General features: G+C 67.8%; 22 protein-coding genes. 13 read left to right on the forward strand and 9 right to left on the reverse strand.

Annotated features, from left to right (window positions below; translation table 11 throughout):
* Positions 1-5 precede the first annotated feature (5 nt).
* The 6 genes from AB3147_RS18095 to AB3147_RS18120 form a co-directional block, all read right to left on the reverse strand.
* Complete coding sequence (locus AB3147_RS18095; protein WP_175123559.1) at positions 6-218, reverse strand: oxidoreductase-like domain-containing protein; 213 nt, start codon at positions 216-218, stop codon at positions 6-8.
* A gap of 47 nt (positions 219-265) precedes the next feature.
* Entirely contained in the window at positions 266-811 is a 546-nt protein-coding gene (locus AB3147_RS18100; protein ID WP_175123560.1) for a GNAT family N-acetyltransferase, read from the reverse strand.
* A 223-nt stretch (positions 812-1,034) separates the two neighbouring features.
* The gene (locus AB3147_RS18105; protein ID WP_239216483.1) at positions 1,035-2,588 is read right to left on the reverse strand and encodes a lytic murein transglycosylase; all 1,554 of its coding nucleotides are present in this window, start codon (positions 2,586-2,588) and stop codon (positions 1,035-1,037) included.
* Between the two features lie 74 nt (positions 2,589-2,662).
* Positions 2,663-4,021, reverse strand: coding sequence for an MATE family efflux transporter (locus tag AB3147_RS18110; protein WP_367352622.1), 1,359 nt, complete (start codon positions 4,019-4,021; stop codon positions 2,663-2,665).
* Between the two features lie 78 nt (positions 4,022-4,099).
* Positions 4,100-4,465 (reverse strand): SEL1-like repeat protein, encoded by a 366-nt coding sequence (locus AB3147_RS18115; protein WP_175183902.1) that lies wholly within the window; start codon positions 4,463-4,465, stop codon positions 4,100-4,102.
* A gap of 43 nt (positions 4,466-4,508) precedes the next feature.
* Complete coding sequence (locus AB3147_RS18120) at positions 4,509-5,270, reverse strand: hypothetical protein (protein WP_367352623.1); 762 nt, start codon at positions 5,268-5,270, stop codon at positions 4,509-4,511.
* Between the two features lie 124 nt (positions 5,271-5,394).
* Between AB3147_RS18120 and AB3147_RS18125 the strand changes: the two genes are divergently transcribed.
* The 8 genes from AB3147_RS18125 (at position 5,395) to AB3147_RS18160 (ending at position 14,478) form a co-directional block, all read left to right on the forward strand.
* Entirely contained in the window at positions 5,395-6,330 is a 936-nt protein-coding gene (locus AB3147_RS18125; RefSeq protein WP_175123564.1) for a LysR family transcriptional regulator, read from the forward strand.
* Positions 6,331-6,378: 48 nt separating this feature from the next.
* Positions 6,379-7,329, forward strand: coding sequence for an adenosine deaminase (locus tag AB3147_RS18130; RefSeq protein WP_367352624.1), 951 nt, complete (start codon positions 6,379-6,381; stop codon positions 7,327-7,329).
* A 186-nt stretch (positions 7,330-7,515) separates the two neighbouring features.
* Positions 7,516-8,784, forward strand: coding sequence for a carboxylesterase/lipase family protein (locus tag AB3147_RS18135; protein ID WP_367352625.1), 1,269 nt, complete (start codon positions 7,516-7,518; stop codon positions 8,782-8,784).
* Positions 8,785-8,856: 72 nt separating this feature from the next.
* Entirely contained in the window at positions 8,857-9,804 is a 948-nt protein-coding gene (locus AB3147_RS18140; RefSeq protein ID WP_175123567.1) for a Bug family tripartite tricarboxylate transporter substrate binding protein, read from the forward strand.
* 115 nt (positions 9,805-9,919) lie between these two features.
* Entirely contained in the window at positions 9,920-11,308 is a 1,389-nt protein-coding gene (locus tag AB3147_RS18145) for an amidohydrolase (RefSeq protein WP_367352626.1), read from the forward strand.
* A 205-nt stretch (positions 11,309-11,513) separates the two neighbouring features.
* Entirely contained in the window at positions 11,514-12,491 is a 978-nt protein-coding gene (locus tag AB3147_RS18150; RefSeq protein WP_367352627.1) for a Bug family tripartite tricarboxylate transporter substrate binding protein, read from the forward strand.
* Positions 12,488-13,459 (forward strand): BMP family lipoprotein, encoded by a 972-nt coding sequence (locus AB3147_RS18155; RefSeq protein ID WP_367352628.1) that lies wholly within the window; start codon positions 12,488-12,490, stop codon positions 13,457-13,459. Before AB3147_RS18150 ends, AB3147_RS18155 begins: the two co-directional genes overlap by 4 nt.
* Positions 13,460-13,674: 215 nt before the next feature.
* Positions 13,675-14,478 (forward strand): aspartate dehydrogenase, encoded by an 804-nt coding sequence (locus tag AB3147_RS18160; protein ID WP_367352629.1) that lies wholly within the window; start codon positions 13,675-13,677, stop codon positions 14,476-14,478.
* 61 nt (positions 14,479-14,539) lie between these two features.
* On the opposite strand, the gene AB3147_RS18165 is transcribed toward AB3147_RS18160, so the two are convergent.
* Together AB3147_RS18165 and AB3147_RS18170 are read right to left on the reverse strand one after the other, a co-directional pair.
* The gene (locus tag AB3147_RS18165; RefSeq protein ID WP_367352630.1) at positions 14,540-16,375 is read right to left on the reverse strand and encodes an ABC transporter ATP-binding protein/permease; all 1,836 of its coding nucleotides are present in this window, start codon (positions 16,373-16,375) and stop codon (positions 14,540-14,542) included.
* Between the two features lie 132 nt (positions 16,376-16,507).
* Positions 16,508-17,395: a LysR family transcriptional regulator gene (locus AB3147_RS18170; RefSeq protein ID WP_175123573.1), complete on the reverse strand. Its 888-nt coding sequence runs from the start codon at positions 17,393-17,395 to the stop codon at positions 16,508-16,510.
* A 133-nt stretch (positions 17,396-17,528) separates the two neighbouring features.
* On the opposite strand from AB3147_RS18170, the gene AB3147_RS18175 reads away from it, so the two are divergent.
* The 5 genes from AB3147_RS18175 to AB3147_RS18195 all read left to right on the forward strand — a co-directional run bounded on the left by AB3147_RS18175 (position 17,529) and on the right by AB3147_RS18195 (position 20,676).
* Positions 17,529-18,365 carry an amidohydrolase family protein gene (locus tag AB3147_RS18175; RefSeq protein ID WP_367352631.1) on the forward strand — a complete coding sequence of 279 codons (837 nt, stop codon included), beginning with the start codon at positions 17,529-17,531 and terminating at the stop codon, positions 18,363-18,365.
* Positions 18,362-19,351 carry a tripartite tricarboxylate transporter substrate binding protein gene (locus tag AB3147_RS18180; RefSeq protein WP_175123575.1) on the forward strand — a complete coding sequence of 330 codons (990 nt, stop codon included), beginning with the start codon at positions 18,362-18,364 and terminating at the stop codon, positions 19,349-19,351. Before AB3147_RS18175 ends, AB3147_RS18180 begins: the two co-directional genes overlap by 4 nt.
* 202 nt (positions 19,352-19,553) lie before the next feature.
* Complete coding sequence (locus AB3147_RS18185) at positions 19,554-19,937, forward strand: RNA-binding S4 domain-containing protein (protein WP_175123576.1); 384 nt, start codon at positions 19,554-19,556, stop codon at positions 19,935-19,937.
* Positions 19,937-20,299 (forward strand): translation initiation factor Sui1, encoded by a 363-nt coding sequence (locus AB3147_RS18190; RefSeq protein WP_175123577.1) that lies wholly within the window; start codon positions 19,937-19,939, stop codon positions 20,297-20,299. Before AB3147_RS18185 ends, AB3147_RS18190 begins: the two co-directional genes overlap by 1 nt.
* Before the next feature lie 26 nt (positions 20,300-20,325).
* Positions 20,326-20,676, forward strand: a complete 351-nt coding sequence (locus AB3147_RS18195; protein ID WP_367352632.1) for a DOPA 4,5-dioxygenase family protein — start codon at positions 20,326-20,328, stop codon at positions 20,674-20,676.
* Positions 20,677-20,680: 4 nt separating this feature from the next.
* Here the strand turns inward: AB3147_RS18195 and ppk2 are convergent, their stop codons facing one another.
* Positions 20,681-21,877, reverse strand: coding sequence for a polyphosphate kinase 2 (ppk2, locus tag AB3147_RS18200; protein ID WP_367352633.1), 1,197 nt, complete (start codon positions 21,875-21,877; stop codon positions 20,681-20,683).
* Positions 21,878-21,980: the final 103 nt, after the last annotated feature.

The raw sequence follows: 21,980 nt of genomic DNA on the forward strand, positions 1-21,980 counted from the left end.
CCGCTTCAGTTGCCGTGCGCCTCGTGCCGCGCGCGCCATGCCTTCAGCGCTTCGCGGTAGCGGTCCATCGCTTCGTCGTAAAGGTCATAGACGCAGGGAATGCACCCGCTGTTGCAGCATTCGTCAGGCGCGGGACGCTCGGGCGGAACAGGCGGCGGGTCGTCGTTGGATGTTGCGGCGGGGCTCGACTTGCCGCCAGTCGGTTTCTTCGTGCTCATCGCGTCATGTTAGCGCCGCGCACCCAGCTCGGGCACGTCGCGCGCGCTCACACGCCTTCCCGCTTGCGCCAGTCCGCGCGGCGGATTTCGTAGCAGACCTTGGGCTCCGGCGCGTCGCCGGTCATGCCGACATAACGCAACCCGGTCTTTTCCATGACGCGTTGCGACGCCAGGTTTGAACGCAGCGCCACGGCGCCCAGCACGTCGACGGGCAACAGCCGAAACCCCAGCCCGATCAGCGCACGCGAAATCTCCGGCGCGAAACCCTTGCCCCAGCAGTCGGGATGCAAGGCATAGGCCAGTTCAACGCTGGCCCGCCCCGGCGCAGTGGACACCTTCAACCCCGCGCGGCCCGCGGGCCGGCCCGTGTCGCGGTCTTGCAGCACATACATGCCATAGCCATGCTCGGTCCAGTGGACGATGTTCTGTGCCACGTAGCGCCGGCTGGCCGCCGCATCGCGCGTGCCTCCCATGGACTGCATCAGGTCGGCATTGGCGTGCATTTCGATCATGAACGGCAAATGCGCCTGGGACATCCGGCTGGCGGACAGGCGCAGGGTCTGGAAATCGTCGGGAAACTCGGCGGACGGCATGGGAGTCGGAGGCGATGGCGGACGAAGTTCGGGGACGGGCTGGCCGTCCGGATGACGGACCCGCCGATCATACCGGCCGGCACGGTCTTGCACACTTGCGCCTAACCCTCACCCGCGCTGCAGCCCCACGAGACTCCAAAGGAAAACCGCAGCGTGCTCGCAGAGGCCGGCCAAGGCCGCAGCGGATTCGCCGCGGCCCGCCGCTGCGCCATCGGCGCCCCGCTTATTGCTCGGGATACGCACGCATGGCGGCGGGCTGTTCCGCCACCAGCGCGTCCAGGATACGCTTGCCCACCCGGCCGTCCTGCGGCAGGTTCAGGCGCGCCTGCTCTGCCCGCACGGCATCGCGCGTCTTGCCGCCCGGGATGCCGTCGGCCACCCCGATGTCATGGCCGCGGCCATAAAGCTGCTTCTGCAGTTCCTTGATCTGCGCGCGGGACAGGCCGGGATCGTCGGTCGGCCATGCGGTCACCAGCGCCGGGCCGCCTTGCAGGCGGTTCAGCAACAGCGACACGGCCAGGCCATAGCGGCGCGACTGGTTGTAGTGCAGGATGGCGTCGAAATTGACCGTGGCCAGGAACACCGGTCCGCGCGCGCCGGTCGGCGCAAACAGGTACGCCTGCTGGTCGTTGCCCGAAGGCAGCTTCAACACCGAGCCGTCTCCTTGCTTGACGCCGGCCTGCGCCCATTGGGCGATCGTGCGGCGGTCCTTGGACCCCACGTACTCGGCGTCGGGCTCGGGCGGGATCGCGGCGGCCAGCTCGGCCGGCACGCGCACTTCCACGACGGCGGGCAACCCATGCGTCCATTGGGCGCGGCGCTTGCGCAGATGGTTTGCCGTGGAGGCCAGCGCGTCGGGCAGCGAGTTGTAGAGGTCGATGCGGCCATCGCCATCGCCGTCGGCAGCCAGTTCGTAGAACGAAGTCGGAATGAACTGGGTCATGCCGAACGCGCCGCTCCAGGATCCGACGAACTTGTCGGCGGGCACGGTGCCGTCGCGCAAGAGGCGCACGGACGCGTAGGCGTTCTTTTCCCAGAGCGGCTTGTTCTCGGTGCAGGCGCGCGTCAGCCAGGCATTGAGGACATCGGTCTTGCCGACCTGGCGGCCGTAGTTGGTTTCGATGCCGAAGATGGCGACCAGCGTGGCGGGATCAACCTGGTACTGCTGGCTGATGGCGCCAAGCTCCTTGCCGTATTTGGAGAGCACGGCCTTGCCGTCCTGCACGCGCTCGTCGTCGACCGTCTTGGCGATGTAGTCCCACCAGCTTTCGCGGCCCTCGGGCTGACCCTTGGCCGACGCGACGGTCGTGGGCAGCAGCGTGGCGTTGGCCGTGTACTTGTCCCAGTCGGCGACGGTCAGGCCGTTGGCCGTGGCGCCCTTGCGCAGCTTGTCGATGCAGGCCTTGGTGTCGAGCTCGGTCGGGACGATGACGGTCGGCGCGGCGGCAGCGGCGGGCGCGGCAGACGCAGCAGGTGCAGCCGGAGCAGCGGCAGCAGCAGGCGCGGCAGACGGAGCCGGCGCGGCGGCGGGGGCCACAGAAGCGGCGGGTGCCGCAGCGGGCGCGGCATGCGCGGCCGGCGCCGGCGTGTCGTCAAAGCTGCGTTTGGGTTTGAGCACGGGCTGTTGCTGTTCCGGCGCGGGCGTCTGGACACGCGATCCTGTGGCCGATCCGGGCGACTGCGCCTGCGCGGCGCTGGCGGCAGCGGCGGTCAGTGCCGCGGCCAGCAGCACGCGGGAAAGGCTGTCGATTCGAGGACGGGAGAAACTCTGGCGCATGGCTTTCCTGAAAAATCGAAGTCAGCCGGGATCGTACCGCGACCAGCCGCCGAAATCGAACGCGCCCCCCCCTGCTAGGCCGCCGCGCCGTGCTGGAATCCCGCCGGTGGCGCGCGCAGCACGCGCCGGCAAAGCCACATCGCAATCAGGCTGAAAATCGCAAAGCCGCCCATCTGCCCCAGCATCACGCCCTCGGGCCCGCCCAGGTGCGCGCCCAGCCACACGAAGGGTATGGTGCCCACCGTGGCGCGCAGCCAGCCGATAGCGGTGGAATACGTGGCGTATCCCAGGTTGTTGAACACCGAGATCGCGACGAAGAACAGGCTGTTCAGCGCCCACGCAAAGCTGCCGACACGGCAGAAGAAGACGATCAGGTCGCGCCCGGGCCCCGTGACCCTGAAGACATCCGGCATCCACGGCGCCAGCACTGCCAGCACGACGGCCGCCGAGAACCCATACAGCAACGCCCAGCGCGTCGTAAGCGCCACGGTGGCCTTCACGCGGTCCCAGTGGCCGGCCCCCAGGTTCTGCCCGAGGATCGGGCCGATGGCGCCGGGCAGCACGAAGAACAGCGAATAGGCCAGTTGCAGCAGCCGGTCGACCACCGTGGCGCCCGCCAGCACGCTGGGACCGAAGCTGGAATAGGTAGAGACGGTAAAGATGACCGCCGCCGGCGTGGCCAGGGTGGTCAGCGCCGCAGGCAAGGCGATGTTGCCGATGGCGCCCAGGTGCTCGCGTAGTTCCCGCGCGAGCGGCCAGGTCACCAGCCGGTGCTTGCAAAACACCAGCCAGGCGCCCAGCACCACGGTGGCGACGCGCCCCACCCCGCCGGCCCAGGCAATGCCCTCCATGCCGCCGTCCAGCACGAAGATGACGATGGGGTCGAGCACGGCGACCGTGCCGGTGCCGGCCAGCAGCACCCACATCGACTGCCGACCCTGGCCGGCCGCGCGCAGCAGATTCGACAGCATCATTCCGATACCCATGACCACCGCGAACGGCGTGGTGATGAGGACATACGACAGCAAATGGTCGCGCACGTCTTCGGCCAGGCCAATGGCGGCGGTGAACGGGCCGATCGCCGCCAGAAACATCGCGCCCGCCGCCACCGCGGCGGCGGCCATCAGGATCAGCGACGCGCCCGCAAGCGTGCGCGCCCGGCCGGCGTCCTGGGCGCCAAGCGCACGCGAGACCAGCGCCGCGCCGCCCACCGTGACGCCGATGCAGACGGACGTGATGGTGAATTGCGTCATGGACCCGAAGCCCACCGCGCCCAATACGGCTTCGTCCTCGAGCGTGCCCAGGTAAAGCAGCGACAGGAACTCCACGGCGAAGACGGCCAGCATGCTGGCCCAGCCGGTCAGGATCATCTCGAGCACGTGCCCGCCGAGCGGGCCGGTCACGAAGCGGGCGTGGGATGCGGGTGCGTTCAAGGCATGTCTGCCATTGCGCGACGAGGCGTGAGCGGCATTACTGGCGTGGGGCCATTGCGCGGCGTTGTTTGCGTGCCGTTATTGCGCAGCCTGCGGCGCGTCGCGCAATTGCGCCAGGCGCTGCACCGCCAGTTCATAACCCTGGGCCGCGGCGGCCTCGTACCAGCGCAACGCTTCCTTCATGTCGAAGTGCTCCATGACGAGGCCCTGCATGTATTGGGCGCCCGGCTCGCCGCGCTGCGCCGCAGCCAGCATCGCCCGTTCGGCCATGCCGTCCTGGCGCGGCGATTCGCCATAGATGTGGGCATTGCCGCCCTCGATGGTGCCGCCCAGCTCGCGCAGCGAGGGCGGGGTTTGTATGAACAACTGGCGCCAGAACAGCGCGACCAGCACCACGAATAGCGCAAAAAAGAAGGTCCAGGTAAAAAGCCGTTTGGCGGTCATGTTTTTCTCGGTCTCGATGAAGGCAGGCTCGCGCCCGCGGAATTCAGGGATGATCGTTGGCGGGCGCAAACCAGTATTGGAACAAATCGCCGCGATTGGTGTACCAGGGCAGCAGCATTCCGATGCTGTCGGACTCGCGTTGCACCGTCAGCAGCAGCCCGCCTGCGTCCTTGCGCAGAACGGCAACGTGGCGCCGCACGCCCATGGATTCATGCTGGCGCCAGTCATGCCGCACGCTGATCCATAGCCGGCCTTGCGTGCACCCGGCAGCGCGCCAGATGGCGTTGCCGGGGCGCATGGGTTCGCCGCCCGAGGCCATGGAGCTGGCGCCGTCGTCGTGGCCGGCAAGCAACGCGGCCTCGCGCGCACCTTGCCCATCGTGCGTCTCGATCTGCCAACCGCGCGCATCAGCCACGAACGAAACGGTCGAGCGGGGTGACGGCTTCCACGCCGGAAGCGGCGCATCGCGCATGCCCGGCAGGTCCAAGGGGTAAAGCAAAAATCCACGCAGGTCTTCGAGCAGGACAGCGTCGGCATCGCCCGCGCGGCGTTCGCCCTGGGCGCGATAAGTGCCGGTCAGGTCGGGACATTGCGCCGGATCCGACGGCAACAGGACTTGCGTGTTGTCTTTGAAGGCCGGCCACCTCACGGCGACCTCGTCCACGCGCGACGCGGTGCAGCCGGCCAGCGCCGCGGCCAGCAAGGTGATCGTTGCGAGGACGCCGGCGCGTTTAGCGTTAGGCCAGCCTTCACGCTGGGTGACGCATTGCGCGGCACACCAGCCGCCCCGCTCCTTCAAAGTCAATGCCGCTCTCCCGTTGCAAGCCGAAGCCCATGCAGGCGTCGAACTATATCCCGAATCCCGCACTGCGTTGCCAAGCGCCCGGCACGGGAGAATAATCGGCAAATCGCTTCCGCTCCCCTGCGCCATGACACCGTTCCGAGGCAAACTTCGCATCCGGCACCTGGAGATCGTGCTGACCGTCTCCGAATTGGGCAACCTGTCCAAGGCGGCGGCGCAGTTGCACAGCACGCAATCGGGCCTGTCCCGCGCGATCGCCGAGATCGAGGAGCTGGTGGGTGCGCGGCTGTTCGAGCGCACGGCAAAGGGCACGACCTGCACGCCGCTGGGCGACGCCATGTGCCGCCACGCGCGGCAGTTGCTGACCGGTTTTCGCAAGGCCGAGGTCGACCTGGCTGCCGTCTCGCGCGGTGAAGAAGGCAGCCTGACCGTGGGCTGCTTTTCCATGTTTGCGGGCTGGCCGGTGGCGCAGGCCGCGCGCGACTACCGCGAGGCGCATCCGCGCATCACGCTCACCATCGAGATCGGCACGCACGAGCGGCTGATCGAGGACCTGGACGCCGGCGCGCTGGACGTATTGATCAGCCGTTTCTCGTCCACCGTGAATCCGGAGATCTACCGGTCGACCACCCTGCTGGAGGATCCGGTGGTGCTGGCCTGCGCCACGCACCATCCGCTGACGCGCCTGCCGCAGGCCACGCTGGCCGATTACGTGGCCTATCCGTGGATCACCGCCCTGCCCGGCAGCCGCATCCGCGGCGAGCTGGAATTGTCCCTGCGCCAGGCCGGTCTGGCGATTCCGGATATGATCGGCGTCCTGTCGCTGGAATTCGGCCGCGAATTACTCGTGGACGGACACTACCTGTGGATGCTGCCCGGCAGCGTCGCAGCCGTCCGGCAGGCGCGCGGCGAACTCGCCGTGCTGCCGGCCCGTCCCGCCCTGCGCAGGTCGCCCCTTGCCGCCATCTGGCGCCGCGACCGCCCCAGCACCCGTCAGGCGCGCGCCTTCGCCGCCCAGCTCGAACGCACCATCCAGGCCGATGGCATCGCGCTGGCCGCATGAACCGCGCGCCGCATCCCGAACACGCACCTCATTCATACCGGAGCACCCATGTACGACTGGCTCAACGCATTGCCCAAGGCGGAATTGCACCTGCATCTGGAGGGCACGCTCGAACCCGAGCTGCTCTTCAAGCTGGCGCAGCGCAACGGCGTGGCGCTGCCCTGGCCCGATATCGACGCCCTGCGCGGCGCCTACAACTACAACAACCTGCAGGAATTCCTGGACCTGTACTACATGGGCGCGGACGTCCTGCGCACCGAGCAGGACTTCTACGACCTGACGTGGGCCTACCTGCTCAAATGCCACGAGCAGAACGTGGTGCACACCGAACCCTTCTTCGATCCGCAGACCCACACCGACCGCGGCGTGCCGTTTGAAACCGTGCTGAATGGCATCAGCCAGGCGCTGGCTGACGGCCGCAAGCAACTGGGCGTGACCAGCGGGCTGATCCTCAGCTTTCTGCGCCACCTGCCCGAAGAACAGGCGATGCGTACGCTGGAGCAGGCATTGCCGTATCGCGACGCCTTCATCGCCGTGGGCCTGGACAGCAGCGAGCAAGGCTTTCCGCCGCGCCTCTTCCAGCGGGTGTTCGACCGTGCGCGCGCCGAAGGCCTGCCGGCCGTGGCGCATGCGGGCGAGGAAGGCCCGCCCGAGTACATCTGGGAGGCGCTGGATCTGCTGAAGGTGCTGCGTATCGACCACGGCGTGCGCGCCGCCGAAGATCCCAAATTGATCGCGCGCCTGATCGACGAGCAGATTCCGCTGACCGTCTGTCCGCTGTCCAACACCCGGCTGCGCGTGTTCGATCACATGCGCGAGCACAACATCCTGTCGCTGCTGGATGCCGGGGTGAAGGTCACGGTCAACTCCGACGATCCCGCCTACTTCGGCGGCTATGTCACCGAGAATTTCCAAGCGCTCCACGAACACCTGGGCATGACGCGTGAACAGGCGCAAGCGCTGGCGGACAACAGCCTGGACGCACGCATCGCCAGATAGCGGACGGTTCCGATGGCGGGATCCGGGTCGCCACGGTCCGGACAGCCCCCATCCAGCCATGCGTGTTGCGCATGGCTATGTTCAAAACCGGAATGCCCGGCGCGGCACTTTCCTCCCTACCATTAGTCCGGCGGCAGCACAGATTGCCGCCGCTGGACGATGAACAACGATACAAGGGGCAGGAATATGAGTGAACGCGTAAAGGCGGCGCTGCGCACTGGCACGCTGGTTGGCGTGCGCGACGGCGGCGTGTGCCGCTATGGCGCCATTCCGTATGCGCAGGCGCCCGTGGGCGAACTGCGCTTTGCACCGCCGCAACCGGCGGACATTCGCGGCGAATTCGACGCTACGGGTACCGGCCCCGTCCCGCCGCAGTTGCCCTCGCGCCTGCGCGGCGCCATGGGCGATTTCGACGCCGAACAATCCGAAGACTGCCTGCACCTGACGGTCTGGACGCCGGCCGCGGACGGCAAGCGCCGCCCCGTGGTCGTCTGGCTGCACGGCGGCGCCTGGCAAAGCGGCGGCGGCGCGCTGGACTGGTACGACGGCGCCCGCCTGGCCGAACGCGGCAACGTAGTGGTCGTGGCCGTCAACTACCGGCTGGCCGCGCTGGGCTGGCTGTACGTGCCCGGGCAAACGGCCAACGTCGGCTTGCTGGATCAGGAACTGGCGATCGACTGGGTGCTGGACCACATCCAGGATCTGGGCGGCGATCCGGCGCGCATCACAGTCATGGGCCAATCGGCAGGCGCCTCGTCGATCTGCGCCGTGCTGGCGCGCCAGCCGCGCTTCTCCCGCGCCATCCTGCAAAGCGCCGCGCTGGGCCGCGGCTTTCGCAGCGCCCAGCAGGCCGACGCGCTGGGACAGGTCTTTCTGCGCGCGGCCGGCGCCGACTCGCTTTCGACGGCGCGCGAGCTGCCGGTGTCCGCGTTGCTGGCGGCGCAGCAAGCGCCCGAGGTCGTGCAGGCCCTGCGGGCCGAAGGCAGCAGCCGCAGCCTGTTCTCGCCGGTGCTGGACGGCCAGGTGCTGCCGAAAGAGATCGCCCCGGCGCTCTTGACCGCCGCGGGCCGCGCGGACGTACTGGTCTGCTACACGCGCGACGAAATGGCCGCGTTCCCGGACCACGGCACCGACGCCGCCAGCCAGGAGATGGGCGACGCCGTCTTCGGCGCGCCCTCCCGGCTTTGGGCCCGGCAGGCCGTGGCCCAAGGCCGCAACGCCTGGCTGGCGCGCTTTGATGTCGCGCCGACGGACAGCTTCGGCGCCTGCCACTGCATTGAATTGCCGTTCGTGTTCGACACGCTGCAGGCATTTGCCGACGCCCCGATGCTGGCAGGACTACCTGCCGCGCAGGGCGAGCAACTGGCGCGCCAGACGCAGACCGCATGGCTGGCGTTCATCCACGGCGATGCGCCGGATTGGCCGCAAGCGCCACACATGCAGATCCTGGCCTGAGCCCGCTACGCCACACGACAGGCGCCGGCCTTGCCGCCGCGCCCCGCATACCAACAACACAAGGGGAATTCCATGTTCAAGCAAACCTTCCTGGCGCTGGCGCTTGCCCTGCCGCTTGCCGCCACCGCCGCCTATCCCGACAAGCCGGTCAAGATCATCGTGTCCAATCCGCCCGGCGGTCCGGTCGACGTCATGCTGCGCGTCCTCGCCAGCAAACTCGGCGCGGCCTGGGGCCAGCCCGTGGTCGTGGAAAACAAGCCGGGCGCCTCGGGCATCATCAGCACCGGCGCACTGGTCAAGTCCGCGCCAGACGGCTACACGCTCGGCATGGTCGTCGCGTCGTCCGTGACCATCGTGCCGTTTGCGGTGGACAGCCTGCCGTTCGACACGCAAAAGGACTTGCAGCCCATCTCGCTGGTGGCGCGCACGCCGTTCATCTTCATCGTGCCCAAGGACAGTCCCCTCAAGACCTGGGAAGACTTCGTGCGCGAAAGCAAGACGCGAAACTTGAGCGTGGGCTCGTTCTCGATCGGCACCGCGTTTCACCTGGTCTGGGAACAGACGGCGCGGCGCGCCGGCATCAAGGCGCTGTACGTGCCGTCATCCTCGTCGGGAAAAACGCAGAATGACCTGATCGGCGGGCAGCTCGACGTGGGCCTGGACGCCCCGTCCAGCTCGAAAGGCCTGATCGACAGCGGACGGCTGCGGGCGTTGGCAATCACCAGTCCGCAACGCTTTGGCGGCCTGCCCGACACGCCCACGTTGAAGGAGTCGGGACTGGACTACGCACCGCAGCCGTGGATCGGCCTCATGGGACCGGCCGGCATCCCCAAGGACCGCGTCGCGCAGATCCAGAAGGCGGTGACCGACATCCTGAAAGACCCTGCGATGAAAGCGCAGATGGAAACGCTGGGCATGATTCCGATCGGCAGTTCGCCCGAGGAACTGGCGGCCACCATCGAGGCCGATCGCGCCGAAATGGGACCGCTGATCAAGGAACTGGGCATCAAGCTGCAGTAGCGCCGGCGCGCGGTAAATTCCGCGCAACGTAAGCACTGGAAACAGGACCCCTTGCGCTGGGGCCCTCGGGTAAGATCCTTGTCAATAACAAGTTAACTACCCTGAGGAGGAGAGCATGCCGCAACGCAATTCCCTGTTCCGTCTGGCGCCCTTGGCGCTGGCCGCCCACCTGATCTTTTCCGGCCCGGCGGCCGCGCAAGGCGCACCCGGCACGCAAGGCACGGTGCAACCCGCCGCCAACCCCGCGCTGGCCGCGCAGATTGACGAACGCGCCAAGGCCATCGAAGACAAGCTTATCGCGTGGCGCCGCGACATCCATCAGCATCCGGAGCTCGGCAACCAGGAACACCGCACGTCCAAACTGGTCGCCGATCATCTGCGCGCGCTGGGCATGGACGTGAAGACCGGCGTTGCGGGCACCGGCGTGGTCGCGGCCCTCAAGGGCGGCAAGCCGGGGCCCGTGGTGGCGCTGCGCGCGGACATGGACGCCCTGCCCGTCAAAGAACAGGTAGACGTGCCGTTCGCGTCCAAGGCCAAGGGCACGTACCTCGGCAAGGAAGTCGACGTCATGCACGCGTGCGGCCACGATGCGCACACGGCGATCCTGATGGCGGCCGCCGAAGTGCTGGCCGGCATGAAGGACGAGCTGCCCGGCACGGTCAAGTTCATCTTCCAGCCCGCCGAGGAAAGCCCCGCGGACTTCGAGCCCGACGGCAAGAAGGTCTGGGGCGCGAAGATGATGGTGCAGGAAGGCGTGCTGGACAATCCCAAGGTCGACGCGATCTTCGGTCTGCACGTGTCCAGCGCTTACCCGGCCGGCTGGCTGGCATGGCGCGCAGGTCCCGCAATGGCCGCCGCCGACCAGTTCTGGATCGACGTGACCGGCAAGCAGACGCACGGCGCGCGCCCGTGGTCCGGGATCGACCCCATCGTGGTCAGCTCGCAGATCATCCTGGGTTTGCAGACCATTCCCAGCCGACAGATCAACAGCATGCTGGAACCGGCGGTGATCACGGTGGGCGCCATCCACGGCGGCAACCGCATGAACATCGTGCCCGACAGCGTTGCGATGACCGGCACCATCCGGACATACGACGAAGGCATGAAGAAGGACATCCATCAACGCATCGCGCGCACCGCGGACATGATCGCGCAAAGCGCGGGCGCCAAGGCGGACGTGCGAGTCGTCGAGCTTTACAACGCCACCGTCAATCCGCCGGCGCTGGCCGAGCAGATGGGTCCCACGCTGCGGCGCGTGGCGGGCGAAGGCAACTATGGCTTGCAACCCAAGTCGACGGCGTCCGAGGACTTTTCGTTCTATCAGGAGAAGGTGCCCGGCATGTTCTTCTACCTGGGCGTAACGCCCAAGGGAACGGATGTCGACAAGGCCGCACCGAACCATTCGCCGCGCTTTCACGTTGACGAGTCGGGGCTCATCAACGGCGTGCGCGCGCTGTCGAACCTGACGGTCGACTACATGGCGAGCGCGCGCAAGGGCAGTTGATCGTTCTTGCCCGGATCGCCGATGCACGCGCCGCGTCCATCGCGGAACGTGCATCGGCAACGGTGGCGACAGGCTTCACGCCTGCTATCGCTTCGGCTACCAGGACGGCATAAGCAAACGGCTACAAATTCTTTGTCAGCCGCCGCCCCGCTTCTTACAGTGTGCGCCTTTGCCGCCATGCGGCCGCACGACAGAAGCTTTCGCCATGCCGATCTCCCGACGCAAATTCCTGCTTGCCAGCACGCTGGCGCTGCCGCTGGCTCGGCCTCGCCTGGCGCGCGCGTCAGACTGGCCCGCGCGTCCCATCCGTCTTGTCGTCACGTTTCCGCCCGGTGGCGCAAGCGACATCGCCGCGCGCATCATTGCGCCCGTGCTGGCCGAACGGCTGGGTCAGTCCATCGTCATCGAAAACAAGCCGGGCGCGGGCTCGACCATCGGCGCAAACCTTGTCGCACAGTCGCCCGCCGACGGCTACACGTTGCTGATGTCGAACTCGGCGCCCCTGTCGATCTCGCCGGCGCTGATGCCGCAAGGCGGGTACGACGCGCTGGCAAGCTTCCGCCATGTCGCCTACCTGGGCGCAGTGCCCACGGTGTTTGTCGTGCACCCGTCCGTGCCGGTGTCCAGCCTTGCCGAGCTGACCGCCTGGATCAAGGCGCAGGACCAGCCGGTGCAATACGGCAGCGGCGGGCTGGCGTCCGTGGGGCAGATCGTGGGCGAGCTGTATTCGCGGCAGACGGGCGCGCCGCTGCAGCACATCCCGTACAAGGGCTCCGGCGCCATGCGCAACGACCTGCTGGGCGGACAGATCCGCGTGGCGGTGGATGCCCTGCCGCAGAACCTGCCCTTCCTGCGTTCAGGGCAACTGCGTCTGTTGGCCGTCACCACGCAGCAGCGCGTGCCGCAGGCGCCCAGCATCGCTTCAGTGGGCGAACTGGGCTATCCGGGCCTGGTCGCGGAAAACTTCATCGGACTCTCCGCCCCCGCGGGCCTGCCCGACGCGGTCGCCGTGCGGCTGCACGCGGAGGTCGGATCCGTGCTGGACAATCCGGACATTCGGGCCAAGCTCGAGGGCCAGGGCTTCGTGCTGGCGCAGAAGACGCCGGCGGAGTTCACCGATTTCGTGCGCCGGCAGGCCGATAGCTGGGGGCCGGTGGTGCGCGCGACGGGAGCCAGCCTGTGAGCGCCCGCCGTCTGCTCGTGCTGTTCGGCTTTCCCGGCCGCGGCGGCTTCAACGAGGCGGCATTGCAGGGCGCCGAGCGCGCGGCGCGTGCGGGCCATGCGCTGCACGAGGAATGGGTCGCGGCCACTGATCCGGCCGCGCGTGCCGAGCGCCTTGCGCAGTTGTGCAACGGCAACCCGGATCTGGTGATCGTGCACGGCGGCCAGGGCGACGTGCCCGTGGCCGAGGTGGCGCCGCATTTTCCGCGCATGCAGTTCGCCATCACCCAAGGCAGTCATACGGCGGCCAACGTCGCGAGCTATGAGATTCTGCAGGAGCATTCCGCGTTTCTTGCCGGGATTCTGGCCGGCTTGCGGGCGGAGGGAGACGGCGCGGGCGGCCTGGTCGCGGATGGCCGCCCCGCGGGTGGCCGCCCCGCGGATGGCCGCCCCGCACACCTCTCCGGCGAGCGCGTCCGGCCCGGTCTGAAGGGCCGCGCCGCCTTTGCCGACGGCGTGCGCCGCGTGACAGGCCGGGATCCGCTCACGGGTTTTTGCGGCAATCAGCACGACCCCGACCTGGGTGAGGCCTGGACACGTGCGCTCGCCGCACAACGCGCCCGCGTGCTGTTCGCGATGATGGATGGCGGCCGCGACGGCGTCACGCGCGCCTGCCGCGAGGCCGGCATCTGGCAGATCGGCAACGTGCTGGATTGGGTAGCCCGCGATCCGGAGGTCTATCTGGCATCGGCGCTGGCGGACTCCGGCCTGTGCGTGGAGCGAGCAACCGCGGACCACGCCGCGGGCGCGCTGGCCGTGGGACGCATCACGCGTTTTGGCCTGGAGGCTGCGGCCTCGTTGCGGCTCGTGCTTGGCGCAGACGTCACTGCCTACGAGCGGCGCGAGCTGGACGCCTGGTCTGGGCGCCTGGCGTCCGGCGAGATCGAGATTGCCAGCCACTACGACGGCGAGGAATTCGCGCTGTCGTAGATGCCCTCGCAGCGACACCGCGCCGGCAACATGTGGCGCGTTGCGGGCGACGTGACCCACGGCCCTGCGCACACGTCTTCCCAGCCTTGCGGGCATCCCGCATTGACGCCTCGCGATGCCGTGGCTACAGTGGCCGGCAGTCTTGCGGCATGGCCTTTGCGCCGCATTCCCGAACCGCCCGCGGTCCCGCCGTTGGCCCAACACTCCGGATACCCATGAACAGCTTCCGCGTCGGCATCGCCGGCTTCGGCGCCATCGGCCAGGCCGTGGCGCAATCCCTGGATGCGGGCCTGCCCGGCCTGACCCTCGCCGCCGTCGCGGTGCGCGATCCCAACGCCCCGCCCGCCTTCGACTGGAAGAACGGCACGCCCACCTTCACCACTATCGACGGGCTTGCCGAGCACTGCGACGTGGTCGTGGAATGCGCGCCCGCTGCCGTGTTCCGCGACATCGCCGAACCCGTGCTGCGTGCCGGCAAGAAGATGGTGGTGCTCAGTTCGGGCGCGTTGCTGCGCCACGAAGACCTGATCGGCATCGCGGGCCAGCATGGTGGCCAGGTCATCGTGCCGTCGGGCGCCATTCTTGGACTGGACGCCATCACCGCCGCCGCGGAAGGCGTCATCCACTCGGTCACGATGATCACCCGCAAACCGGTGCGCGGCCTGCTTGGCGCGCCCTACCTTACCGAAAACAACATCGACATCGAAGGCATCACCGAACCGCGCCTGATCTTCCGCGGCTCGCCGCGCGAGGCCGCCGTGGGCTTTCCGGCCAACCTCAACGTGGCCGTCAGCGTGTCGCTGGCGGGCATCGGCCCGGACCGCACCACGCTGGAAATCTGGGCAGATCCCTCACTCGAACGCAACGTGCATCGCGTCGAGGTCGTGTCGGATTCCGCCTCGTTCTCGGTGGAAATCCAGAACATTCCTTCCGCCAATCCGAAGACCGGGCGCATCACCGCGCAAAGCGTGATCGCCGCGTTGCGCAAGCTGACGGGTCCGCTGCGCGTAGGGACCTGATTTTCGACAAGACGTGCAAAAGGCCGCTACGTGCGGTCTTTTGCATCTGCAGCGCAGTCCCTCAGGCCGCCGCCCTGCGCAACGCCTCGCCGAGGTGCGACACCGGCATCGGGCCGACCTTCCAACGGCCCGTTCCATCCAGATCCAGCCGCTGCGTATGGAAAGCATCCAGCGTGCTGCGATGGCCCACGCTGACCAGCATGCTGTCCGGCAACGCGTCGCGCAGCAGGCTGTACAGCATGTGTTCCAGTCCTTCGTCCGTGGCCGAAGTGGCCTCGTCCAGAAACACCAGCGCCGGCCGGTTGTACAGCACGCGCGCAAACGCGATGCGCTGCTGCTCGCCCAGCGACAACACGCGCGACCAGTCGTGCACCTCGTCGAGCCGGCTGGCCAGATGCGCCAGGTTGACCTGCCTGAGCGCGTCGGCCAGACGCGCGTCGTCGGCCGGCTGCGCCAGTCCCGGATACGCCACCGCGCCTCGCAGGTCGCCCAGCGGCAGATAAGGCCGCTGCGACAGGAACAACGCAGACTCGCCTTGCGGCCGCCGCACCTCGCCGCTGGCATACGGCCACAGGCCCGCCAGCGCGCGCAGCAAGGTCGTTTTGCCGCTACCCGACGGCCCCTTGATCAGCAGGGCCTGACCGGGGTGCAGGCGCAGGTTCAGGCTTTCCAGGAGACGCGCGCCATCCGGGCGCGAGACGTCCAGGCCTTCGATCTGCAGGCCGTCCGGCAGGGCTTGCGTCTGCACCTGTGGCAGCGCGCGGGCGGCCTCGTTGGCGTCCAGGAATCCGTTCAGACGATCCAGCGTGGCGCGGTACTGCGCGAAGGTGTCGTACGAACTGCGAAAGAACGACAGCGATTCCTGGACCTGCCCGAACGCCTGCGACGTCTGCATGACATCGCCCAGTTTGATTGCCCCGCTGAAGAAACGCGGCGCCTGCAGGATGAACGGAAACACCACTGCGATCTGGCTGACCGACAGGTTGAAGCCGTCGAACTTCAAGCCCCGGTACACGCGCTGCCAGAGATTGGCGATGTAGGAGGTGAAGCGGGTCCACAGGGTCGCGCACTCGACTTCCTCGCCCTGGTAGAACGCGACGTTCTCGGCGTTCTCGCGCAGGCGCACCAGCGCATAACGGAAGTTGGCGGTCAGACGCTCGGACAGGAAGTTCAGCTTGATGAGCGGACGCCCGATCTTGAAGGCCAGCCACGTGGCGACGATGACGTACAGATACACCACGAACACCATGGCGCGCGGGATTTCGACGCCGCCGAGTGTCAACGGACCCGACAACCCCCACAGGATCGACGTGAAGGCCACCAGCGACACAATCGCGCTCAGCGCGCCGATGGCCAGCGTGCGCGAGCCCGTCACGAACTGCGCGATGTCCTGCTCGATCCGCTGGTCAGGATTGTCGACGGGTTCGGCCAGGAAGTGTCCGCGGTAGTAGGCGCCCGCGCCCAGCCAGTCGCGCGTCAGCCGATCATTCAGCCAGACGCGCCAATGGATGTCGAAGGCCTGCCCCACATAGCTGTCGGCCAGGCTGCGCACCACATGCACCGTGGCGAGCACGGCGAAAATGCCCAGAAAGTGCCAGAAGACGGCCTGATCCAGCGCCTGCAGGGCGCTGTAGAAGCCGTTGTACCAAAACGAGAACAGCACGGTCATGCGCACTGCGAACATCGCCAGGAACAGCAGCAGCGCCAGCGTCAGCATCGGACGCCAACTGCGGCGCGGCGTGAGATACGGCCAGGCCAGCCGCCAGAATTTGCGGCCCCAGACGGTGGTGCGGGTCAGGACGAGCGTGACGAGCGCCAGCGCGACGGCGGAGATGCCGAATGCGCGCACGAGCCACAGGGCGCTTTCCGCGAGTTGCTGCTGCCAATTCAGATCCATGAGCCCGGAACCTCGCAAAGAAGTTCCTGGTTAGACGGCGGGATCGACGGCAGTTCCGGCAAAAACGCGGTTTTAAGCCTCGCTTAAGCCTGATTGAAGGACGTTGAAGGGCCGTTGAAAGACGTGACGCTCTTATTCGGATCTGAGATCCAGATTGGCGAACAGATCCGCCAGCGTCGGCACGCTGCGCGCCGGCCAGATCGCGCTCAAGTCGAAGCTGGGGAGACGCTCGCCATCGCGCACCTCGCAAAAGCGGACGCCTCGAAATCCCATGGACCGGATCCAGCTGGGCAGCAAGGCCACGCCGCAACCGCCCGCCACGCACGACAGCACCGTCAGCGTGAGGCTGGCCTCCTGGTTCACGTGCGCATCGTGGCCGCCCTTGCGCATGGCATCCAGGATGGCCGCATAAAATGCCGGCAGTTGCGTCTGCGGGTACATCACCAGGCCGGCCTGCGCGATCTGCGCCATCGACACCTGGCCGTCGGCATCGACCTCGAATTCGTCGGGCACGGCGGCCACCAGCCGGTCGCGCAACAACTGGCGCTCGCGCATGCGGCCGCCGACGGCGACGGGCGTGTGCATCAGGCCGATGTCGATGTCGCCGGTCTGCAAAGCCTCGGCCTGTTGGGCATTGCTCATTTCACGCAGGATGATGCGCACGCCGGGCGCCTGCTTGCGCATCTGTCGCAGCGCGCGGGGCAAGGTGTCAAAGAGCGCCGAGGACACCAGCCCGACCGTCAACTGGCCCGCGCTGCCCCGCCCGATCTCCCTGGCGCGCCGGGCCGCCGCGTCAATGCGGGCGACGCTGGCGCGCACGTCCTCCAGGATGGCCTGCGCGGCGGGCGTGGGCGTCGTGCCCTGTCGCGACCGCTCGAACAGGCGCACGCCCAGGTCTTTCTCCATGCGCGTCAACGCCTGGCTCAGCGCCGGCTGCGCGATGCCCAGCCAGTCCGAGGCGCGGCTCACGCTGCCGTGGTCAACCACTGCCAGGAAGTACCGCAGATGCCGGGTTTCCATATCGTTCCAATATATTTAATGCGCCTTTCCAGAATGGAAAACTATACCCCGACTTCCTAGAATCCCGACTTACAGAACACTACATAGCGCGTCGCCGTTCCGAGAGAGCGGTGCGCCGCATGAGGAGACCGCTTTGCCCCCGCCGATTCCAGGCGCCGCCGTCGACACCCACGCCCACGTGTTTCACCAAGGCCTCGCCTTGGCCAACACGCGCCGTCACACGCCCGACTACGACGCCACGCTGGCCGAGTACCTGGGGCTGCTGGACGCGCACGGTTTGACCCACGGCGTCCTGGTGCAGCCCAGTTTCCTGGGCACGGACAACAGCCATCTGGTCGAGGCGCTGCGTGGCGCCCCCGCCCGCCTGCGCGGCGTGGCCGTCGTGGCGCAGGATGCCAGCGAATCCGAACTGCAGGCCCTGGCCGACGCCGGCGTGGTCGGCATCCGTCTGAACCTTTTCGGCCTGGACGCGCCCGCGCTGCAGACGCCGGCGTGGCAGGTGCTGCTGGCCCGCGTCAATGCCCTGAACTGGCACGTTGAAGTGCACTTGCAAGCCGCGCGCCTGGACGGCGTGTTGCCGGCCTTGCTGGCGGCCGGCTGCCGCATCGTGGTCGACCATTTCGGCCGCCCGGATCCCGCGCTCGGCGTCCTGGACGCAGGCTTCCAATACCTGCTGCGCCAGGCGGACAGCGGCCGGATCTGGGTCAAGCTGGCCGCGCCGTACCGCAACTGGGCGGCGCCGGCCTGCGCCGCGGCCGGCCGTCTGGCCACGCAGCAATTGCTGGACGCCTACACCCCTGAACGCCTGATGTGGGGCAGCGACTGGCCCCATACCGAACATCGCCACCTGGCGTCCTATCCCGCCGCGACGCAGTGGCTGGACGCCTGGATCGACGACCCCGCGCAACGGCGCACCGTACTCGCCGACACGCCGTTGCGGCTATTCCAATTCCAAGGAGACGCTCCATGACCCCTCTGTTCAAACGCCTGGCGCACCGTAGCGCGCTGTTCGCCGCCGCCGGCCTGCTGGCTGGCGCTGCTGGCGCCGCGCACGCCGCCTACCCCGAACGCGCCGTCACGCTGGTCGTGACCTACCCGCCCGGCGGCACCGTGGACGTGGTCGCCCGCCTGATCGGCCCGAAGCTCGCGGCTGAACTCGGCCAGCCCGTCGTCATTGAAAACCGCGGCGGCGCCGGCGGCATGATCGGCGGCGCCGTCGTCGCCAAGGCCCAGCCCGACGGCTACACGCTGATGCTGGACGCTTCCAACCACGCGCAGAACCCCGCGCTGCACAGCAAGATGCAGTTCGACACGCTGTCGGCCTTCGCGCCCGTGTCGCTGCTGCTGCGCGTGCCCAACGTGCTGGTCGTGACGCCGTCGTATGAAGTGAAGTCGGTCGGCGACCTGATCAAGCTCGGTCAGCCCGATGCCAAGGAGCCGGTGTACTTCGCGTCGGCCGGCCCCGGCTCCGCCCAGCACCTGGCGGGTGAACTGTTCAACCTGCTGGCCAAGACGCAGTTGCAGCACGTCGCGTACAAGGGCGGCGGCCCGGCCATGATCGACGTGATGTCGGGCCAGGTCCCCGTCATGTTCGCGAGCATGGGCTCGGCCTGGCAGCACGTGAAGAACGGCAAGCTGCGCGCCGTGGCCGTCGGCGGGCTGGAACGCTCCAAGACCGCGCCCGAATTGCCCACCATCGCCGAGTCGGGCGTGCCGGGCTACGAGACCTACGAATGGAACGCCGTGTTCGCCCCGGCCGGCACGCCGCCCGCCATCGTCGAGCAAGTCTCGCAGGCGTTGGCCAAGGTGCTGAAGGATCCTACGATTGCCGAGCAGCTTGCCGGCATCGGCGCCGAGCCCATCGGCTCCACGCCCGCCGAACTGGACACGTTCCGCCGCGCCGAAATCGAGAAGTGGCAGCGCGTCGTGAAGGAAGCTGGATTGAAGCTGGATTGAGTACTGCCGGGCCCCACGGCCCGGACACCGCGTAGCCGGTTTGCGGCGCTCTTCGGGGCGCCGCTTTTTTTGCCCTGCGCGGTCGCAATTGGGCAACGGTTGGCGACGCGCGCGCGGGTGCATGCCATGCCCGCCGGCGCTTCCGGTCTCCGGGCGGCGCTATCATGACGCCTTGACCAGCTTCACCGCAGGAACCCGCAGGATGGACAAGATCCGGCTCGACAAATGGCTTTGGGCGGCGCGCTTCTACAAGACGCGCAGCCTGGCTTCGGATGAAATCGGCAAGGGCCGCGTGTTCGTGAACGGACAGCCCGCCAAGCCCGCGCGCGAGGTCGGCGCGGGCGACGTGATCACGGTACGCAAGGAAGACCCCGCCGTGCAGGTGCGCGTCGTGGCCGTCAGCGGCGTGCGCGGGCCTGCCCCGGTTGCGCGCCAACTGTACGAAGAGACGCCCGAAAGCGTGGCCGCCCGCGAACGCGCCGCCGAAATGCGCCGACTCGCGCCGGAGCCGGCACTGGGCATCGAAGCGGGGCGCCCCACCAAGCGTGACCGCCGTCTCATCGACCAGATACGGGGCAAATCCTGATGAAGCGCGCCGCAACCGGCGGGCTGGTGTATTCCACCGAAACCGGGCGCATGTGCCCGCAATGCCGTCAGCCCGTCGCGCAATGTCAATGCAAGGCGGCGGCCGCGAAAGTCCCGGCAGGTGACGGCGTGGCGCGCGTCTCGCGTGAAACCAAGGGGCGCGGCGGCAAGAGCGTGACGCTGGTGCGCGGACTGGCGCTGGCGCCCGACGCCTTGAACGCGCTGGGCAAGCAGCTGCGGACCGCGTGCGGTTCGGGCGGCACCGTCAAGGACGGCGTGATCGAGGTGCAGGGCGACCACTGCGACCGCATCCTCGAGGCGCTGACGAAGCAGGGCCACCGCGCCAAGCGCGCGGGCGGCTGAACCGTATCAGGTATCAGGACAGAACAATGGAAATTTCCGTGACGGACGTCGCGAGCTGGCATGCCCATGTGTACTTCGACACGGCAAGCCGCGACACCGCGTTCGCCCTGCGCGAACGGATTGTCGCGACGTTTGACGGCAAGATGGACATGGGGCGCTTCCATGAGCGCCCCGTGGGCCCGCATCCGCAATGGAGCTACCAGATTGCCTTTGACCCGCAGCACCTGGCCGAGATCGCAACGTGGCTTACGCTGAACCACGGCGCGCTGGATGTTTTCATGCACCCGAACACCGGCCATTCGCTGCGCGACCACCGCGACTGCGCGGTGTGGATCGGACGCAGCCACGTATTGAACCTGGCTGCGCTGGGCGGCTGAAGCCTTACAGCGCCCGGCCCACGATCAGCGAGTCGATCGCCATATGCGGGTCGTCGCTCTTGCCCTCGTAAGGCAGGCGGCTCAGCACATAACGCATGGCGTTCAGACGGGCGCGCTTCTTGCAGTCGGACTTGACCACGATCCACGGCGCGTCGGCGGTGTCGGTGTGGGCAAACATGGCTTCCTTGGCGCGCGTGTAGTCGTCCCACTTGTCCAGCGACGCCAGATCGACCGGGCTCAGCTTCCATTGCTTGAGCGGATGCACCTTGCGTTGCTGGAAGCGGCTGCGCTGTTCTTCCTGGCTGACCGAAAACCACAGCTTGATCAGCGTGATGCCGCTGCTGACCAGATGGCGCTCGAAATCTGGCGTCTGGCGCAGGAACGCCAGGTATTCGTCCTGCGAGCAAAAGCCCATCACGCGTTCGACGCCGGCGCGGTTGTACCAGGAGCGATCGAACATGACGATCTCGCCGGCGGTCGGCAGGTGTTGCACGTAACGCTGGAAGTACCACTGGCCCTTTTCGGTATCGGACGGCTTTTCCAGTGCGACCACGCGCGCGCCGCGCGGATTCAGGTGTTCCATCATGCGCTTGATCGTGCCGCCCTTGCCCGCGGCGTCGCGCCCCTCGAACAGGATCACGACGCGCTGGCCGGTGGCCTTGACCCACGCCTGCAGCTTCAGCAGTTCGACCTGCAGCTTGTACTTCTGCTTTTCGTAATTGCGCCGCAGCATGCGGTGACGATACGGGTAGACGCCCTCGCGCCAATCTCCCGCCAGCTCGTCGTCGGGATTGCGGCGCGCGCCCGGGGTCTGACGGTTGGCCTCCAGCAGCGCACGATGCACCGCCTGCGCGTCGTCGGGCGACAGCGCGTCGATGACGGTGCGCAGCGCCGCGTGCGCCTCGCCCGGATTGCCGATGGTGTAGCGGCTGGCGATATCGGCCAGCACCGCCGCGGTCTCCTGCCGCGCCGCGTCCTGCCGCGCGGCCACGCGCTTGCGCAATTCAAGGGCCGGTTCAACGGCGGGGTCGATGGCTGCCCCTGCAACGCCGGCCGGCTTCGCTACACCCTTGGCGGCGCGCGTGACGGGCGCGCGGCGCGTGCTTGCCGTACGCTTGGCGGCGCCTTGGCCGCTGCTGGACCGCTTGGAGGGCGCCGGCGGGGCGTCTTGATCGGGGGCTGGCGATGTCTTGTCGGTCATTGGTCCTGTCCTTGCTGCGCAAACGTCAAACCCTAACGTGCGCCACGGCACGCCGCGTTGATGGGGATCAACGGTTGTAACATTTTTTCACGAACCCGGCCCC

Source organism: Achromobacter animicus (genome assembly GCF_040775605.1).
GTDB lineage: Bacteria > Pseudomonadota > Gammaproteobacteria > Burkholderiales > Burkholderiaceae_B > Achromobacter > Achromobacter animicus.

What these genes read in the sequence shown, in the direction of transcription:
- AB3147_RS18095 (WP_175123559.1), bottom strand. Translation starts at nt 218, where the DNA reads ATGAGCACGAAGAAACCGACTGGCGGCAAGTCGAGCCCCGCCGCAACA.
- AB3147_RS18100 (WP_175123560.1), bottom strand. Translation starts at nt 811, where the DNA reads ATGCCGTCCGCCGAGTTTCCCGACGATTTCCAGACCCTGCGCCTGTCC.
- AB3147_RS18105 (WP_239216483.1), bottom strand. Translation starts at nt 2,588, where the DNA reads ATGCGCCAGAGTTTCTCCCGTCCTCGAATCGACAGCCTTTCCCGCGTG.
- AB3147_RS18115 (WP_175183902.1), bottom strand. Translation starts at nt 4,465, where the DNA reads ATGACCGCCAAACGGCTTTTTACCTGGACCTTCTTTTTTGCGCTATTC.
- AB3147_RS18125 (WP_175123564.1), top strand. Translation starts at nt 5,395, where the DNA reads ATGACACCGTTCCGAGGCAAACTTCGCATCCGGCACCTGGAGATCGTG.
- AB3147_RS18130 (WP_367352624.1), top strand. Translation starts at nt 6,379, where the DNA reads ATGTACGACTGGCTCAACGCATTGCCCAAGGCGGAATTGCACCTGCAT.
- AB3147_RS18135 (WP_367352625.1), top strand. Translation starts at nt 7,516, where the DNA reads ATGAGTGAACGCGTAAAGGCGGCGCTGCGCACTGGCACGCTGGTTGGC.
- AB3147_RS18140 (WP_175123567.1), top strand. Translation starts at nt 8,857, where the DNA reads ATGTTCAAGCAAACCTTCCTGGCGCTGGCGCTTGCCCTGCCGCTTGCC.
- AB3147_RS18145 (WP_367352626.1), top strand. Translation starts at nt 9,920, where the DNA reads ATGCCGCAACGCAATTCCCTGTTCCGTCTGGCGCCCTTGGCGCTGGCC.
- AB3147_RS18150 (WP_367352627.1), top strand. Translation starts at nt 11,514, where the DNA reads ATGCCGATCTCCCGACGCAAATTCCTGCTTGCCAGCACGCTGGCGCTG.
- AB3147_RS18160 (WP_367352629.1), top strand. Translation starts at nt 13,675, where the DNA reads ATGAACAGCTTCCGCGTCGGCATCGCCGGCTTCGGCGCCATCGGCCAG.
- AB3147_RS18165 (WP_367352630.1), bottom strand. Translation starts at nt 16,375, where the DNA reads ATGGATCTGAATTGGCAGCAGCAACTCGCGGAAAGCGCCCTGTGGCTC.
- AB3147_RS18170 (WP_175123573.1), bottom strand. Translation starts at nt 17,395, where the DNA reads ATGGAAACCCGGCATCTGCGGTACTTCCTGGCAGTGGTTGACCACGGC.
- AB3147_RS18180 (WP_175123575.1), top strand. Translation starts at nt 18,362, where the DNA reads ATGACCCCTCTGTTCAAACGCCTGGCGCACCGTAGCGCGCTGTTCGCC.
- AB3147_RS18185 (WP_175123576.1), top strand. Translation starts at nt 19,554, where the DNA reads ATGGACAAGATCCGGCTCGACAAATGGCTTTGGGCGGCGCGCTTCTAC.
- AB3147_RS18190 (WP_175123577.1), top strand. Translation starts at nt 19,937, where the DNA reads ATGAAGCGCGCCGCAACCGGCGGGCTGGTGTATTCCACCGAAACCGGG.
- AB3147_RS18195 (WP_367352632.1), top strand. Translation starts at nt 20,326, where the DNA reads ATGGAAATTTCCGTGACGGACGTCGCGAGCTGGCATGCCCATGTGTAC.
- ppk2 (WP_367352633.1), bottom strand. Translation starts at nt 21,877, where the DNA reads ATGACCGACAAGACATCGCCAGCCCCCGATCAAGACGCCCCGCCGGCG.